The sequence below is a fragment of the Bifidobacterium saguinibicoloris genome (assembly GCF_019331725.1).
In the GTDB taxonomy this organism is placed as follows: Bacteria; Actinomycetota; Actinomycetes; order Actinomycetales; family Bifidobacteriaceae; genus Bifidobacterium; species Bifidobacterium saguinibicoloris.
Genome location: NZ_JAHBBF010000011.1, coordinates 89,581 through 104,709 on the forward strand (window position 1 = coordinate 89,581; position 15,129 = coordinate 104,709).

The window sequence follows — 15,129 nt, forward strand, 5'->3', positions numbered from 1 at the left end:
TTCATTGTTTTTTCTTGGGTTACCAAGTCTTGTCAGTCGGTCCTTGCGGCCCGCGCGGGGCGGGTCGGGACTTGTTGTGGGTTCAGGCGTCGGCGTTGACCGTGCGGTGCAGGTGCTGCAGCTGGGCGACCACGGTGTTGTCCGTGACTTCGTCGCCGATCTGCACGCGCATGCCGCCGAGCACGCTCGGGTCGACCACCGAGTTGATGTGCACCGGGCGCCCGGCCTTCGCCGAGTAGATCTTCGTCAGTCGCTGGATCTGTTCCTTCGTCAACGGGCTGGCGGTGGTCACGGTGACCATCGATTCGCCCATGTGGCGCGAGAACTTGTTGATCAGCCACTGGATGGTCTCCAGGTAGCGGCGGCGACGCAGGTTGCAGGTCGCGTGTTCGGCGAGCCTCACCGTGATCGGGTCGAGGCCCTTGCCGTCGAACACCTCGTGGAACAGCTTCACGCGGGCTTCGCTCGGGGCCTGGTCGTCGTACAGCTTGGCGCGCACGACGGGCAGTCCCAGCAGGGCGGAGTGCAGCTCGGACAGTTCGATGGACACCTGCAGCGTGGCGTCGGTGACGTCCGCGTAGTACATCATGGCGTCCACGCCGAAGTCCTCCACCGCGTTGGCGATGTCCTTGGCGCGGGACCAGCGGCGGGAGACCAGGTCGGTCATGATCTCCATGGTCACCGGATGCTCGTTGCCCTGGAACAGCTCCTTGAGGACGGCGACCTTGTCGGCCACCGGCCTGGAGGGGTCGGTCAGGGCGCGTTCGAGCGCGAGGTTGCGGTCCAGCACGCCGGTGATCTTGAACAGCTCGTTGCCGATCCGCCACGCGTCCTTGCCGGAGTCGCGCAGCTTGGGGGCCAGCGAGTCACGCGACTCGCGGTCTGCGATGCGCGATGCCTCTCCTCGCATGGTCACCTCCCTTTCTGCTTACGGTTGACGGCGTCCGCCATCACTGCTTGTCCAGCTCGTCGAGCATCGAGTCGATCATCGACGACTGCACGTCCTTCTCCTGGAGCTTCGCGCCCAGGATCTTGCCGGCCAGAGCGGTGGCCAGCGTGCCGACCTCGCCCTTCAGGGAGACCAGGGCCTGCTGCTGCTGCGATTCGATGGAACGCTGCGCGTTGGCGGTGATCTGGGCCGCGTCGGATTCGGCGCGGGAACGGGCGTCGGCGATGATGTGCGAGGCTTCGGCGCGCGCGTCGTCGCGGATCTTGGCCGCTTCCACGCGGGCGGTGCTCAGCTGGGCCTCGTACTTGGCCTTGGCCTCGTCGGCGTCCTTCTGCGCCTGCTCCGCCTTCGCGATGCCGCCTTCGATCTTGGCGGCGCGCTCGTCGAACACGGCCTGGAACTTCGGCAGGAAGTACTTGTAGAAGAATGCGGCGACGATGACCAGGATGATCAGCGACCAGACGATGTCATACGTCTCGGGCAGAAACAGCTCCATACCGTCTTCCTCCTTTCATTTCCCTTGGAAAGTCGTTGGTGTTCGGTGTCCCGACTTACTTGATGAAGGCGAGCACGAAGCCGAGCAGCGCCAGCACCTCGACGAACGCCAGACCAAGGAACATCAGGGTCTGCAGACGGCCGCCGAGCTCGGGCTGACGGGCCGTGCTCTCGATGGTCTTGCCGATCAGGATGCCCAGGCCGATGCCGGGGCCGATGGCGGCGAGGCCGTAGCCCACGACGTTCAGGTTGCCGGCGACCGCGGCGAGCGTGACGATATCCATGGTTGTTTCCTTTCTTGCTATTGCTGTGGGAGCAACAGGTTTATGTGCCCGCGGCCGGTTGAGGGGCCCGGGATGCCCGGGGTCAGTCGGCCTCCGGGAAGCTCATGTTGATGTACGCGGTGGTGAGGATCGCGAAGATGTAGGCCTGCAGGCAGGCGACCAGCGCCTCGAAGAGGAACATGAACGTGCCCGCGGCGAAGGTGATCACGCCGAACGGCGCCATCGCCTTGTTGGCGATGTCGATGAGGAAGAACTGGGTGGCCGACAGGCACAGGGCCAGGATGAGGTGGCCGGAGACCATGTTGGCGAAGAGTCGGATCGTCAGCGAGAACGGGCGGATGATGAGCAGCTCGAACAGCTGGATCGGAGACAGCAGGATGTAGATCGGCCACGGCACGCCCTTCGGGAAGAGCTCGTCGCGCAGGAAGTGGCCGAGGCCCTTCTCGCGGATGCCGGCGATCCAGTACTGGAAGAAGCACCACATGGCGAAGACCAGGGGCAGGGTGATCGTGGCGGAGGCCGCGATGTTGAAGCCCGGGATGATGCCGCACAGGTTGAACACGAGCAGCGTGCAGAACACGGTGGTGATCATCGGTACGTAGCGGCGACCGCGCACCTCGCCCATCACCTGGTAGACGATCTGGTCGCGGACGAACTCGATGAGCCATTCGACGGCACCCTGCCAACGGCCGGGGATGAGCTTCACGCGCTTGGCGGTGATGCCCAGCACCAGCAGCATGATGACAGTGGCGATGATGCGCACCATGATGATGCGGTTGACGGCGAACGGCGTCCCGTCGAACAGGAACGGTTCGGGGAGGAAGTCGTTGACGCTCGGGTATTCCGGCTGCGTCGCGCTTGCCAGTGTCAGTGAGCTTATTGCAGCACCAATCATTCGCTCCTCCTGCTTCTTGAAATCGACTGTCAGTCTATACCCGGTGAAGGGGCGAATATGTCCGAAAGGTTACCGTCGCGCCCTGTATTCGGGCGGTGGCGTACGCCTCGTGCGCATCCGTTCGTTCCGCCGGTCCGCAGCCGTATGCGGGGAAGGTCCGTCCGATCCGAATGGCACCTCCCACGCATTCGGCTCCGAATGACTGAAGTGTGATTCTTGTCCTGCGTTCGGACAATTGCAAGCCCGCTCCCCGGCTTGCGGCGGGTCGCTCGGTATCCCGCCGTTTCGTTGGCATGACGCGGGTTTGCGGCTATGCGACATCCGATTCCGCGATGTCATATTTGGGTGCGGGAGGCGCGCTCCGTCCGTCCGACGCGGCCGCGACGGAAGCGGCGTCGTTCCGCCGTGCGACGTCCTGCGACGACGTGCGTCCGTCGGCGTTCCGGACGGTGGCGTCGAAGGCCCTCCCACCGGAAACGACGCGTCCACGATACGGACGTCTTTCGGTCCGATTGGCGGACGCGACATGGTCCGTCAGTCGGACGCCTCACCATCGGACGCCGCGTCATCGGACGCCGCGCCATCGGACGCGACGGATGTCAGACGGAATCGGACGGAACGGAATCGGCCCGTCGCCCCATCGGACGACGCACCATCGGACGACGCACCATCGGACGACGCGACGGGACGCAACGCGACGCGACGCGTCAGCCGCGGATCACGCCGTACCCGTCGTGCACGAACGGCGCGAACCCGTCGCGACGCGGCGAACCCGGCACATGACGGATCGAACGGTCGGTGCCCAGACGCTTCTCCGCACGCAGACGCGGCACCTCCGTCAGGTCGTACGGCGTGGTCTGGTACACCCAATTCAGCCAGTTGCGCCACAGCAGGTTCGCATGGGCGCGCCACGCGAACAACGGCTCGAGCGAGGGGTCGTCATGCGGGAAATAGTTCACCGGGAACGGCACGTTGTCGAGCCCCTTCTTCATGTCGCGCTCGTACTCCTCGGCGAGGGTGTACTTGCCGTACTCCCAATGGCCGAGCGCGAACACCTCGGAGAAATCGCGCGTGGCGATGAGGCCGGGGCCGGACTGCGGTCCCCACGTGAGGATCTGCAGGTCCGGATCGGCGCGCACATCGTCCTCGTCCACGCCGGCCAGACGCGAATGCGGCTGGAGGGCGATCTCGTCGAAACCGTTCGTCAGGAAACAGTACTCGTCCTGCAGATACTGCGGGAAGACGCCGAACACCTTCTCCGCGTAGTCGACCTTGCGCACGCCGTAACGGTAGTTGAGCGCGCCCATCGCGCCCCAGCAGAGGTACATCGTGGAGAACACGTGGGTGGAGGCCCAGTCGAGGATCGTCTTGAACTCGTCCCAGTAGTCGACCTGTTCGAACGGCAGATGCTCCACGGGCGCGCCGGTCACGACGAAGCCGTCGTAGTAGTTGTCCTTGAACGCGTCGAGCGTCTCATAGAACTTGACCAGATGGTCGTGGCTGACATGCGTGGCCTCATGAGTGGAGGTCTTCATGAAATCGACCTCGACCTGCAGCGGACTCTTCGAGATGAGGCGCAGCAGCTGCGTCTCGGTCTCGATCTTCTTGGGCATGAGGTTCAGGATCACCAGTCTGAGCGGACGGACGCGCTGACGCTCCGCCTCTGGCTTCTCGAGCGCGAAGATGCGCTCCGAGTCGAGTATGGCTCTGGCCGGAAGGCCGCTGGGAATCTTGATAGGCATGCATCCAATTATGGACGCAACGCGGATATGCCGCACGCCGTCCTCCGCGCCGCCGCCATACCGTCTGCTTATGGCCGGTTGAAACGGCGGTCGGGCGGCTGCCGGGCGACTACCAGGCGGCGACCGGCCGGGACGATTCCCGTTCCCGGGAATTGTTGCGCCAAGGCTCAATCAGCGCAAGAAATCCCGGAACCATCACCCAACCTCCGGGAATTCCACGGGAATCTCCGGGAATAATTGCACTGAGAGATTCCCAGCACAACAAAACCCGGAATCCAACGACACCACCCGGGAATCCTTGCACTCAGCACCACCCAGCACAAGGAATCCCGGAACCACCAACCCTCCTCCGGGAATAGTTGCACTGAGAGATTCCCAGCACAACAAAACCCGGAATCCAACGACACCACCCGGGAATCCTTGCACTGAGCACTAGTCACCACAACAAATCCCGGACGAAGCCACCCGACCCCGGGAATCCTTGCACTGAGCACTGGCCACCACAACAAATCCCGGACACCCCGGAAAACATTGCGACACGCCGATGACGCACCCAGGAATTGACAAATATCCGTTTGCCCCTATCTTAGATAGAGCTGTCGCACAGACAAGCCGACGCGGGGTGGAGCAGCTCGGTAGCTCGCTGGGCTCATAACCCAGAGGTCCATGGTTCAAATCCATGCCCCGCTACCAATCGAAAAACGCCAGGAATCGTTTGATTCCTGGCGTTTTTCGTTTTCCGAGGCCACCGTGGCCGGGCCCCGTCCGGAGTTATAGGCCAGAATGTGTGTCTGTTTTGGCTTGCCAGGCCTTGGAATGATTGGTGTTTCATTGGTTTGAATGTGGATGCCGTGACTTTCGATGCCGGACGCAATCACCGGCGACGCGTCTCAGGCGTCCTGGAGTTCGCGCCGGCGCCGGACCACCACGATCATGACGCCTCCCGCGACGATCAGCGCGGCGGACGCACCGACGCCCACGGCCACGTCCGTGCCGGTCGCCGGCAGCGGCTCCTCCGGCTCCTCGGGCTCCTCCTCTTCCGGCTCTTCTTCCTCGGGCTCCTCCTCCTCGGGCTCATCGGGCTCGTCGTCCACGTACGTCATCTCCCACTGGTCGTCGTACCGGCTGGACGCGGGCATGACCCGGTCGTCGCCCTTGAAGCTCCACACGAACACGTACCATCCGTGGGATTCGGCGACGATCTCCACCGGATTGCCGTGCGCGTCCGCCGCACCGCCACCCACGCGGATCACGCCGTTGACGGCCGGATACTCCCACGTGCCCACCAGACGATGGTTGGCGTCGTCGCCTGCGGGAGGTTCCGCGCCGGACGGCTTGTACGCGGCGTCGTTCGACGGATCGGACGGATCGCCCGCCCACCAGACGCTCACCTGCGCCAACGGCTCGTCGGCGCCGATGCCGTACGCCTCGTCGCCGGCGAATAGGCCGTGGTCGTCGGGGAAGCCGCCCACGGTGATGGTGTCGCTGAGATGCGAGCCGACGTGCGCGGTGTGTTCGGTGACGGAGGATTCCACTTCGACCTTCGCGCGGTTCGAGTTGGTCTCGCTCTGGTCGAGGAACGCGCTGAGCGAGTCGCCGGCGACGTAGGGGCGCGCCTCGTCGCTCTGCCGCGACTGGTCGAACACCCACACCCACGTGCCGATGCCGCCGCGTCCGGGCGCCCTGTACTCCCCGCCGTCCTCGGCGTGCGCGGTCACCTCCTGCGTCTGCCCGGGACCGGTGAACGTGGTCTCACCCCATGCGGCCGGCGTGTAGCCGCGCCGTTCGATGCGGCCGAGGAACTCCTCGACGGTCTCGCCCTTCTTCGGCTGCATGCGGTCCACGAGCCTGCCCGAGGGGATCGAGTCGAAGTAGTAGCCGTGCGCGGTGAGCTCGAGTCCCGCCGGCCAGTGGCTGTCCTCGCCGGTCACGGTGGAGGTGACCTTGTCCGAGACCGGCTGTCCGGCGTCCACGATCTTCGCGGACGCCACGGTGGTGACGGCGGGCGTGAACTCCTTGCGCACGCGGAAGGAGACGCCCTGTTCCTCGTGGCGCCCCTGCCCGCCGAAGGTCAGGAAGTCCTGGGCGCTGTCCACGCGGTTGGCCTGCGGATGGTCGTAGGAGGCGAACACCTGCACCTCGCCTTCGCCGGTGGCGCGCCATGCGTGACGTTTCGCCTCCGTTCCGGTGACGCCGTCCACGCGTTTGCCGGCGAGCGCACCATCATTCCCGACGAATTCCGCGGGACCTTGGATGCGCAGCGCGTAGGGGACGCCGGCGAGCGCCGCGCCGGACGCGGCGGTGACGCGCGCGTCCACCCAGCCGGCGCGGATGCCGTCGGTCATGTCGGCGTCGACGTTGGCGTCGACGGGCACGTTCGCGTTCGCCTCCTCCCACAGCTGCGCGGCGCGGGTTTCGGGTGCGTCGCCGTGCTGCCGGCGTACGGCGTCGAGTCTGGTGGTCCATGCGCCGCCCGTGTTCGCGTCGATCTCGCGGTGGACGAGGAATCCGATGGCGGCGTGCGTGACGGCGTCGCGGCTGCCTTGGTAGCGGTCGGCGAGCCAGGCGAGTTTGCGGACGGCATCGCTGTCGCCGATGGCCTGTTCGCCGTTGTGGCTGTAGTCGGAGTCCTTGCCCGCCTCCATGCAGTAGACGAGGCGTCCGTCTCCGGCAATGGCGATGGCGCCCAGGTAGAGGGTCTTCGTGCCGAGCTTGTAGACGAGGTAGGTGCCGTTCGGCGGGTGGGCGAGGCTGGCGGCCGATGCCGCGGGTGTGATCCCCAGCGTCATGGCGATTGCCGCGAACAGCGCGACGACGGCCGCGAGGCGGCGTGATGGTGCGGTCATGATGGTTCCTTCCCCACACGTGCGGCGTGTGGCTGTTGCCGGATGGTTGGTCCGATGGTCGATTCGTTGTCCGATGGCGGTTGCGTCGTTGTCGTGTCGTCGGCGGCGTCGCATCGTCGCGCGCCGCCGCTCCCCCGGTGCGGCCGCCGGCCGCGGGAGGTGGTTCCAGCATGGTCGCCAAGACGCCGGAACGGCCGGTTTCCCAAGGCCTGTGGTCGGAGCCCCGCCCCTTGGGCGTGTTGTGGATAACCGATGGGGAGGGTTATCCACATGACGCCGTTTCCGGGCCGTCCCGGACGGGGTTGTCCACAGGCCCGTCGCCGTCGTCCACCGGGTTGTCCACATCGGCCGGACCGGCCGTACGCGGCGTACGCCGCGGCGTCGCACGGAATTCATGGGACAAACGTGCGATTCGACGACCCCCTACATACAATGAGAACGATGGCAACATCATCCAAGAAGTAAGGAGAAGGCCGCCATGTCGAAGACGACGACCGAGCATGAAGTGACAACAGAAGATACGCAGAAGGCCGCCGAGGAGAAGGCCGAAACCACAACCACGAAGACGAAGCGCACCACGCGCAGGACGACCGGCGCCAAGACCCGCCGCAGGACCGCGCGATCCTCCAAGCCCGCGCAGATGACCGTCACGGTCGCGGGGGAGATTCCCGCGCCGTCCATCCCGGTCACGGAGCCCGGCCAGTTCGGCCGCATCAACATCATGGACGTCACCCCGAACGAGGAGCGCGGCACGTACCCGGCGCGCGTCGAACTGGGCGAACCGTTCGAGGTCACCGCGCAGGTGTTCATCGAAGGCCGCACCAAGGTGGGCGCCACCGCGGTGGTGCGCAACCATCGCGGCAAGGAGATGCAGCGTCTGCCCATGACCTGCGTCAACCCGGGTCTGGACCGCTGGGCGGTGACCCTCACCTGCGGCGAGCATTCCGACGTCAAGCCGTGGGAGCCGGAGTTCGCGCAGATCAAGCGTCAGCTCGGCGAATGGACCGTCACCATCGAAGGCTGGGAGGACACCTACAAGTCCTGGCTGCATGACGCGGCCATCAAGGTGAAGGTGAACGACGACGTGGAGAACGCCCTGATTTCCGGCGCACAGCTGCTGGAACGCTGGGCCAAGACCCCGGACGCGAAGCTCAAGGCCCCGCAGCGCAAGGCGCTCGAGGCGGCCGCCAAGACCATGGCTGACGAGACCCTCACGCCCGAGCAGCGTCTCGCCGCCGCCACCGGCGACGAGGTCACCGCCCTGCATGAGAGCAACCCGCTGCGCGACGGCCTGTCCTTCAGCACGCCGCAGCGCTTCCTCGTGCAGCGCCCGAAGTCCAGCTTCGCCGCCTGGTACCAGTTCTTCCCGCGCTCCGAAGGCGCCTACGTGGACCAGGAGACCGGCAAAATCGTGCAAGGCACGCTGAAGACCTCCGTGGCCGGACTCGAACGCGCCAAGGAGGAAGGCTTCGACATCGTGTACCTGCCGCCGATCTTCCCCATCGGCGTGACGAACCGCAAGGGCCGCAACAACACGCTGGTGGCCGGACCGGACGATCCGGGCTCCCCGTTCGGCATCGGCTCGGCCGAGGGCGGTCACGACACCGTGGACCCGCTGCTCGGCACGATGGACGACTTCAAGGCCCTGTGCGCCAAGGCGCATGAGCTGGGACTGGAGATCGCGCTCGACTTCGCGCTGCAGTGCTCCCCCGACCACCCGTGGGTCAAGGCGCATCCGAACTGGTTCCGCACCAAGCCGGACGGCACCATCGCCTACGCGGAGAATCCGCCGAAGAAGTACCAGGACATCTACCCGATCGACTTCAACGCCGACATGGCCGGCATCGAGAAGGAGGTCGAGCGCATCATGGACCTGTGGATCGAGGCGGGCGTGACCATCTTCCGCGTCGACAACCCGCACACCAAGCCGGTGCGCTTCTGGCAGGACGTCATCGCGGCGGTCACCAAGAAGCACCCGGAGGTGCTGTTCCTCGCCGAGGCGTTCACCCGCCCGGGCATGATGCGCGCGCTCAGCTACGTGGGCTTCACGCAGTCGCACTGCTACTTCCCGTGGCGCAACACCAAGGAGGAGCTGGCCGAGTACCTGGCCGAGACGAACGGCGACGACGGCTACTACCAGCACAACACGTTCTGGCCCACCACGCCGGACATCCTCACCGCCTACGTGCGCGACAACGGCATCGCCGGACACGCGGTGCGCGCCGTGCTCGCCGCCATGGGCTCCCCGAGCTGGGGCATCTACAACGGCTTCGAGCTCATCGAGAACCAGCAGCGTCCGGGCTTCGAGGAGCAGATCGACAACGAGAAGTACGAGGTGAAGGTCCGCGACTGGAGCAAGGCGGACAAGTTCGGCATCGCCGAGCTGCTCACCTCGCTCAACCGCATCCGCCGCGAGCACGTGGAGGCGTTCAGCTACCACAACGTGCACGTGCTGGAGACCTCGGATCCGAACATCCTGGCCTTCGCCCGCCACACGCCGTCCACGCTCACCAAGTCCGGCAAGCCGGAGACGCTGGTCGTGGTGGTCAACCTCGACTGCCACAACGCGCATCAGGCCATGGTCCACTTCGAGATGCCGGAGTTCGAGGTCGATCCGGAGTGGGGCGCCCACATGCACGACGAGCTCACCGGCCGTGACTTCGCGTGGAGCTGGGACAACTTCGTCTCCCTGGCCCCGTGGGCCGACGTGGCTCACGTGTTCACCGTGGTCCACGAATTCGGCGAGTGAGTCACTGACCTCCGTCACGCCTCGCCCTGCGATACGTCGCGGGGCGAGGCGTTTCGCGCTATTGTGGGTAGCGGCAATACCCGTTCCATTGGAATGATTCGATAAAGGAGCATCGATATGGCAGAGACCTTCAACGTCGTGGTGGAGATTCCGCGCGGTTCCAAGAACAAGTACGAAGTGGACCAGGAGACCGGCCGCGTCTTCCTGGACCGCGAGCTCTTCACCGCCATGGGTTACCCGGATGACTACGGCTACATCGAGGGCACCCTGGGCGAGGACGGCGATCCGCTGGACGCGCTCGTCATGGTGAACAACTCCGTGTTCCCGGGCTGCGTGGTCGAGTGCCGCGCCGTGGCCCTGTACCACATGGAGGACGAAGAGGGCGGCGACGACAAGGTGCTGTGCGTGCCGGCCGACGTCCGCTACGACGGCATCCAGGACGTCAAGGACGTCAACGAGTTCCACCTCAAGGAGATCAAGCACTTCTTCGAGCAGTACAAGGCCCTCGAGCCCAACAAGGAGGTCCTCCCGGGCGACTACTGGACCGGTGCCGACGTCGCCGAGAAGGAGATCAAGGAGGCGCGCGAGCGTCTGGCCGCGGCTTCCAAGTGAGCCACCGCGGGCCGCACGCGAAACGTGCGGACACCGCAATGACACGACGTCGCTGACGTGACTTCGGGGCGCGCATCTTCGGGTGCACGCCCCTTTCGCATGCCCGGAAACACCGCCGCGTCCGGGGGCAATGTGCCTTCCTCCCCTGCTGTGGGTAGGATTATGGCAGTTAATTGACGAACGCAGTGGCAGTGATGGAGTTGATCATGGCTGATGGAACCGTAAGCAAGTGGAATGCGAAGCGCGGCGCGATGCTGGGCGCGCAGGCGCTCGCCTATGTCCTGCTTCTGGCGGTCGGCGCCGTGTGGGGTCTGGGACCGTCCGGAGTGGGCGATTCGCCGCTCATGCCCGTGCTCACGCTGCTGGTCATGGCCGCGGTCCTCATCGCGTTCCACGTGTGCTGGCCGTTCCGCGCCACGCTCATCGACCGTGCGATCGGCCTGATCGCCGGCGCGCTCTCGCTGGCCGCCGCGGCCGTGCAGGTGTACGGCGTGTACGTGCCGGACGATACGGCCGACGACCAGCTGCTCGCCGGTACGTATCCGCTGGCCCGTTGGGCCGCGGCCGTGGCCGGACTGCTGGTGGTGCTGACCATCGTCTCGTTCGCGCGCCAGATGCTGCGCAAGGAACGCTCCCATCTCATCCGCGCGCTGTCCCATTGCGTGACGGGAGGCGCCGCCTCGATCTCCCTGGCCGGATGGTTCTTCATTCCGTATGTGACTGCGGGCGTGAGCGCCGGTTTCACCGCCGAGTTCGGCATCATCGTCGCCGGCATCATCGCCGCGATGGTCGTGTTCGCCGTGGTGCTGGCGGTCTCGTCGTCCTGGTGGCTGCGCGAGCTCGACGCGGCGCCGGATGCGCGCGCGCCTTGGCTGGGCGTGGCCATGCTGCCGGTGATGTTCTTCGGTCTGGTGGTGTTCGCGGCCGCCCTGCTGCTGCAGATCCTCGCCTGACCGGTGGCCCCGGAGCGGGGCAGCCCGTCCGTTTTACCGTTCCGGACCAATGGCCTGTGGTCCGGAACAAGCATGCCCCAGGACATGGCGTCAACCATGCCCCGAGACATGCGTCAACTATCCGCTGAGACTAGACAGTCCGGAACAACACCACACCGGTCATCATCATTCCGGTGCACCCGTCTGGCTCCGGCCAATGTCCCCGGAACGGCGGAACACGTCTCTCCACCGTTCCGGACCAACCCCCAGTGGTCCGGGACACCTGAATCACCGCGCGAAAGCCTTCCGACGCCACAAACCATGCCACCGGAGCGCCAAACAGCACCATCCACACGCTCCGGACCAACGGCCCGCGGTCCGGAACACGCAATCGGCCCATATCCATGTTCCCGGGCCACCAATCACGCCACCGGAACAACAATCAGGCGGACATTCCCATTCCGGACCACAACCCCACGGACCGGAACGCACAGACAGCACCATCCAGCGCTCCGGGGCCAATAGACGCCGGCCAGCGTCGCGCACGCCCTGCGGGGAACCGCCGTCGGAACCTTCAGAACGCCCGGAACGCCCGGAACGCTCGAAACCCTCGAAACACCCGGAACGCTCGAAACCCTCAGAACGCGATGAGACCCAAGTGCTCGAGCAGCACCTTCAGGCCGATGAGGATGAGCACCACGCCGCCTGCGATCTGCGAGGGCGTCTGCCAGCGGGAACCGAACGCGCGGCCGATGTAGATGCCGCCGATGGAGAACAGCCCGGTCACGATGCCCATCGAAGCGATGGCGAACACGATGTTGATGTTCATGAGGCCGAGGCTCACGCCCACGGCGAAGGCGTCGATGCTGCATGCCACGGCGAGCGGCAGCATGTGACGCCAGTCGAACTGCGGCGTCTCCTTGGCGTTCTCCTCGGGCTCTTCGAACGCCTCGCGGATCATGTTGCCGCCGATGATCGCGAGCAGGCCGAAGATGATCCAATGGTCCACGGCGGTCACGTACGAGGCGAACGCGGACGCGGCGAGAAAACCGAGCGCGGGGAACAGGGCCTGGAATCCGCCGAACCACAGTCCGCATTTCAATGCGTCCGTGAATCGGGCCTTCTGCACGGTCAAGCCTTTGCCGATGGAGACGGCGAACGCGTCCATGGACACGGAGACGGAAATAAGCAACGACTGGATAATCATCGAAATCATAGTGTGCGTCATATGGTTCATCCCACGGCGGCATTCTCGGTTCCGCCCGTTACGCGGGATGGGCCTCGACCAGCGTTTCCACACGCCGCCTACGCCTAGCTGAAATTGCGAGGTATCAGTATAGCCGTACGTCTGCCGGGCCGTCATGCCCGTGGGTACGCCGCCCGATGCCGTCCGCCCCTCCGCCCGCCGATTCCGGTGCGCGTTAGTGTGCGATTATTGCCTTCAGTTGTCACAAAGATGAACATTATGTGTCCGCCGCATGCGCGTACAATAATCACAGAATTCGCAAAGGTTTCCGCAACGAGTTTCGAGGACGGGCAACCGTTCCACGATCTTCGCAAGGTCAATCGAAATGAGAGGGGCGCTACGTGACTGATCTGACGTTGATGACGTTCGCCAGCAACCCCGCATCCGTGCTGCCTTCGCTCGCCCTGCTCTCCCACCGCGTGCGCGTGCTGCCGATGGACGCGGCAAGCCTGGTCAAGATGCCGGAGAACACCATCCTGTTCCTGGACGCGCGCGACGATCTGGCCACCGCCAAGACCTTGTGCAATCTCATCCACGCCTCCGGGCTGTCCACGCCCATCGTGCTGGTGCTCACCGAGGGCGGGTTCACCGTCGTCAATTCGCAGTGGGGCATCGCGGATGTGGTGGTCACCTCCGCATCCCCGGCCGAGGTGGAGGGCCGTCTGCGCCTGGTGTCCGAACGCGGCAATGCGGCGCCCGCCGCATCCGCCGCCGGCGCCGCGGACAAGGGCGTCACCACGGAGGACGGGCAGATCCGCTCCGGCGACCTCATCGTGGACACCAACGGCTACACCGCCTCCCTGCATGGACGCCCCATCGACCTGGCCTACAAGGAGTTCGAGCTGCTCAAGTACCTGGTGCAGCATCCGGGCCGCGTGTTCACGCGCGCCCAGCTGCTGCAGGAGGTGTGGGGCTACGACTACTACGGCGGCACGCGCACGGTGGACGTGCACATCCGTCGTCTGCGCGCCAAACTCGGCGGCGAGTACGAGCATCTCATCGGCACGGTGCGCAACGTGGGATACCGCTTCGACCCGCCGGACGACGAATCGGAGGAGTCGGCCGCGAAATCGGCCGCCAAGCACGCCCCCATCGACGAGTGACGCACATGCCGCATCAGTAGGCCATATGGCAAACCGCACCGGTAGGCCGCATCGGCAACCGGGGCATCGCCCCTGACGCCGCCCCGCCAGCGCCACCGACATTCCCACCTTCCGGCGGCGTCTCAACAACCCGCACAACCCGGCACCGTCCGCACGACGGCGTTTCACCATGCGGACACCGCACCCTGACGTCCACATGCTGGACGCGTCCGAACATCAATTTCGCCGAAGGAACCGTCATGGCACGCGAATCGAAGAAGTCGCGCATCGCACGCATGCACGCCGAGTACGACATCCTGCGCACGCTGTATCCGGAACCGAAGTGCGCACTGGATTTCTCCACGCCGCTGCAACTGCTCATCGCCACCGTGCTCAGCGCCCAGACCACGGACAAACGCGTCAACACGGTCACGCCGGAACTGTTCGCGCGCTTCCCCCAGGCCGCCGATCTCGCGGCCGCGAACCCGCAGGACGTCGAGGACATCATCCACCCGCTCGGCTTCTACCGGTCCAAGACGAAGCATCTGCTGGGACTCGCCGCCGCGTTGGACGAACGGTTCGACGGCGAGGTGCCGCGCACGATGGCCGAGCTGACGAGCCTGCCGGGCGTGGGACGCAAGACCGCGAACGTCGTGCTCGGCAATGCGTTCCACGTCCCCGGTTTCCCCGTGGACACGCACGTGATGCGTGTGACCGGCCGGCTGCGTTGGCGCGCCGATTGGCACGACGCCCACCCCGATCCGGTGGCCATCGAACGCGAGATCACCGCCTGCTTCCCGCCGGAGGACTGGACCGACCTGAGCCATCGGCTCATCCTGCACGGCCGTGCCGTCTGCCACGCGCGTCGCCCCGACTGCACCGTCTGTCCGCTTGCCGACACCTGTCCCGCCGCATCCGTATAAGGCCGCGTATAGGGGTCGTCTCCTGTCCGATTCTATAGAAACGGACGGGAAACAGGGCAGCACAACCATCGAAACGCCCGATTCTATAGAAACGGACGATACACGCGACGATACGCACCTCGAAACGCCGGATTCTATAGAAACGGATGGGAAACACGGCAGCACGGCCCCTGAAACGTCCGATTCTATAGAAACGGACGGGAAACACGGCAGCACGGCCCCTGAAACGTCCGATTCTATAGAAACGGACGGGAAACACGGCAGCACGGCCCCTGAAACGTCCGATTCTATAGAAACGGACGGCAGATACGACCTGCGCCACACCAACACCCACGCCCACACGCAACCCGTCCCATCGCGTCATCTCCCCACGC

13 protein-coding genes and 1 tRNA gene are annotated in these 15,129 nt (G+C 65.3%); 7 read left to right on the forward strand and 7 right to left on the reverse strand.

Translation table 11 applies throughout. From position 1 onward, the window contains the following. Nucleotides 1–82: 82 nt before the first annotated feature. The 5 genes from KIH78_RS07910 to KIH78_RS07930 form a co-directional block, all read right to left on the reverse strand. Nucleotides 83–910, reverse strand: a complete 828-nt coding sequence (locus KIH78_RS07910) for a F0F1 ATP synthase subunit delta (RefSeq protein ID WP_219131913.1) — start codon at nucleotides 908–910, stop codon at nucleotides 83–85. A 40-nt stretch (nucleotides 911–950) separates the two neighbouring features. Beyond that, nucleotides 951–1,445, reverse strand: a complete 495-nt coding sequence (locus KIH78_RS07915) for a F0F1 ATP synthase subunit B (protein ID WP_214314468.1) — start codon at nucleotides 1,443–1,445, stop codon at nucleotides 951–953. A 55-nt stretch (nucleotides 1,446–1,500) separates the two neighbouring features. Beyond that, nucleotides 1,501–1,728 (reverse strand): ATP synthase F0 subunit C, encoded by a 228-nt coding sequence (gene atpE, locus KIH78_RS07920; protein ID WP_214314476.1) that lies wholly within the window; start codon nucleotides 1,726–1,728, stop codon nucleotides 1,501–1,503. 82 nt (nucleotides 1,729–1,810) lie between these two features. Then, a complete protein-coding gene (atpB, locus tag KIH78_RS07925; protein WP_219131914.1) occupies nucleotides 1,811–2,623 on the reverse strand; it encodes a F0F1 ATP synthase subunit A in 813 nt (270 codons plus the stop codon). A gap of 707 nt (nucleotides 2,624–3,330) precedes the next feature. Beyond that, on the reverse strand, nucleotides 3,331–4,365 hold the full coding sequence (locus KIH78_RS07930; RefSeq protein WP_219131915.1) for a homoserine O-succinyltransferase: 1,035 nt from the start codon (nucleotides 4,363–4,365) through the stop codon (nucleotides 3,331–3,333). 616 nt (nucleotides 4,366–4,981) lie between these two features. Between KIH78_RS07930 and KIH78_RS07935 the strand changes: the two genes are divergently transcribed. Beyond that, nucleotides 4,982–5,058 (forward strand) — tRNA-Met (locus KIH78_RS07935). A gap of 197 nt (nucleotides 5,059–5,255) precedes the next feature. Here KIH78_RS07935 and KIH78_RS07940 read toward each other — a convergent pair. Then, on the reverse strand, nucleotides 5,256–7,211 hold the full coding sequence (locus KIH78_RS07940) for a cell surface protein (protein WP_219131916.1): 1,956 nt from the start codon (nucleotides 7,209–7,211) through the stop codon (nucleotides 5,256–5,258). 478 nt (nucleotides 7,212–7,689) lie between these two features. Between KIH78_RS07940 and KIH78_RS07945 the strand changes: the two genes are divergently transcribed. The 3 genes from KIH78_RS07945 to KIH78_RS07955 all read left to right on the forward strand — a co-directional run bounded on the left by KIH78_RS07945 (nucleotide 7,690) and on the right by KIH78_RS07955 (nucleotide 11,525). Continuing rightward, nucleotides 7,690–9,960, forward strand: coding sequence for an alpha-1,4-glucan--maltose-1-phosphate maltosyltransferase (locus KIH78_RS07945; protein ID WP_219131917.1), 2,271 nt, complete (start codon nucleotides 7,690–7,692; stop codon nucleotides 9,958–9,960). A gap of 117 nt (nucleotides 9,961–10,077) precedes the next feature. Continuing rightward, nucleotides 10,078–10,572 (forward strand): inorganic diphosphatase, encoded by a 495-nt coding sequence (locus KIH78_RS07950; RefSeq protein WP_219131918.1) that lies wholly within the window; start codon nucleotides 10,078–10,080, stop codon nucleotides 10,570–10,572. A gap of 206 nt (nucleotides 10,573–10,778) precedes the next feature. Beyond that, a complete protein-coding gene (locus KIH78_RS07955; RefSeq protein ID WP_219131919.1) occupies nucleotides 10,779–11,525 on the forward strand; it encodes a hypothetical protein in 747 nt (248 codons plus the stop codon). A 616-nt stretch (nucleotides 11,526–12,141) separates the two neighbouring features. On the opposite strand, the gene KIH78_RS07960 is transcribed toward KIH78_RS07955, so the two are convergent. Further along, nucleotides 12,142–12,720 (reverse strand): manganese efflux pump MntP, encoded by a 579-nt coding sequence (locus KIH78_RS07960; RefSeq protein ID WP_219131920.1) that lies wholly within the window; start codon nucleotides 12,718–12,720, stop codon nucleotides 12,142–12,144. 389 nt (nucleotides 12,721–13,109) lie between these two features. On the opposite strand from KIH78_RS07960, the gene KIH78_RS07965 reads away from it, so the two are divergent. From KIH78_RS07965 to KIH78_RS07975, 3 genes are all read left to right on the forward strand, one after another. Beyond that, entirely contained in the window at nucleotides 13,110–13,853 is a 744-nt protein-coding gene (locus KIH78_RS07965; protein ID WP_219131927.1) for a winged helix-turn-helix transcriptional regulator, read from the forward strand. A gap of 239 nt (nucleotides 13,854–14,092) precedes the next feature. Continuing rightward, nucleotides 14,093–14,755, forward strand: coding sequence for an endonuclease III (nth, locus tag KIH78_RS07970; protein WP_219131921.1), 663 nt, complete (start codon nucleotides 14,093–14,095; stop codon nucleotides 14,753–14,755). Next, nucleotides 14,724–15,129, forward strand: a 406-nt coding sequence (locus tag KIH78_RS07975; protein WP_219131922.1) for a hypothetical protein, incomplete at its 3' end; no start/stop codon positions are given. The genes nth and KIH78_RS07975, both read left to right, overlap by 32 nt.

Bases quoted from the DNA above. Each gene is read 5' to 3' on its own strand.
- KIH78_RS07910 (WP_219131913.1), bottom strand. From the start codon at position 910: ATGCGAGGAGAGGCATCGCGCATCGCAGACCGCGAGTCGCGTGACTCG.
- KIH78_RS07915 (WP_214314468.1), bottom strand. From the start codon at position 1,445: ATGGAGCTGTTTCTGCCCGAGACGTATGACATCGTCTGGTCGCTGATC.
- atpE (WP_214314476.1), bottom strand. From the start codon at position 1,728: ATGGATATCGTCACGCTCGCCGCGGTCGCCGGCAACCTGAACGTCGTG.
- atpB (WP_219131914.1), bottom strand. From the start codon at position 2,623: ATGATTGGTGCTGCAATAAGCTCACTGACACTGGCAAGCGCGACGCAG.
- KIH78_RS07930 (WP_219131915.1), bottom strand. From the start codon at position 4,365: ATGCCTATCAAGATTCCCAGCGGCCTTCCGGCCAGAGCCATACTCGAC.
- KIH78_RS07940 (WP_219131916.1), bottom strand. From the start codon at position 7,211: ATGACCGCACCATCACGCCGCCTCGCGGCCGTCGTCGCGCTGTTCGCG.
- KIH78_RS07945 (WP_219131917.1), top strand. From the start codon at position 7,690: ATGTCGAAGACGACGACCGAGCATGAAGTGACAACAGAAGATACGCAG.
- KIH78_RS07950 (WP_219131918.1), top strand. From the start codon at position 10,078: ATGGCAGAGACCTTCAACGTCGTGGTGGAGATTCCGCGCGGTTCCAAG.
- KIH78_RS07955 (WP_219131919.1), top strand. From the start codon at position 10,779: ATGGCTGATGGAACCGTAAGCAAGTGGAATGCGAAGCGCGGCGCGATG.
- KIH78_RS07960 (WP_219131920.1), bottom strand. From the start codon at position 12,720: ATGATTTCGATGATTATCCAGTCGTTGCTTATTTCCGTCTCCGTGTCC.
- KIH78_RS07965 (WP_219131927.1), top strand. From the start codon at position 13,110: ATGACGTTCGCCAGCAACCCCGCATCCGTGCTGCCTTCGCTCGCCCTG.
- nth (WP_219131921.1), top strand. From the start codon at position 14,093: ATGGCACGCGAATCGAAGAAGTCGCGCATCGCACGCATGCACGCCGAG.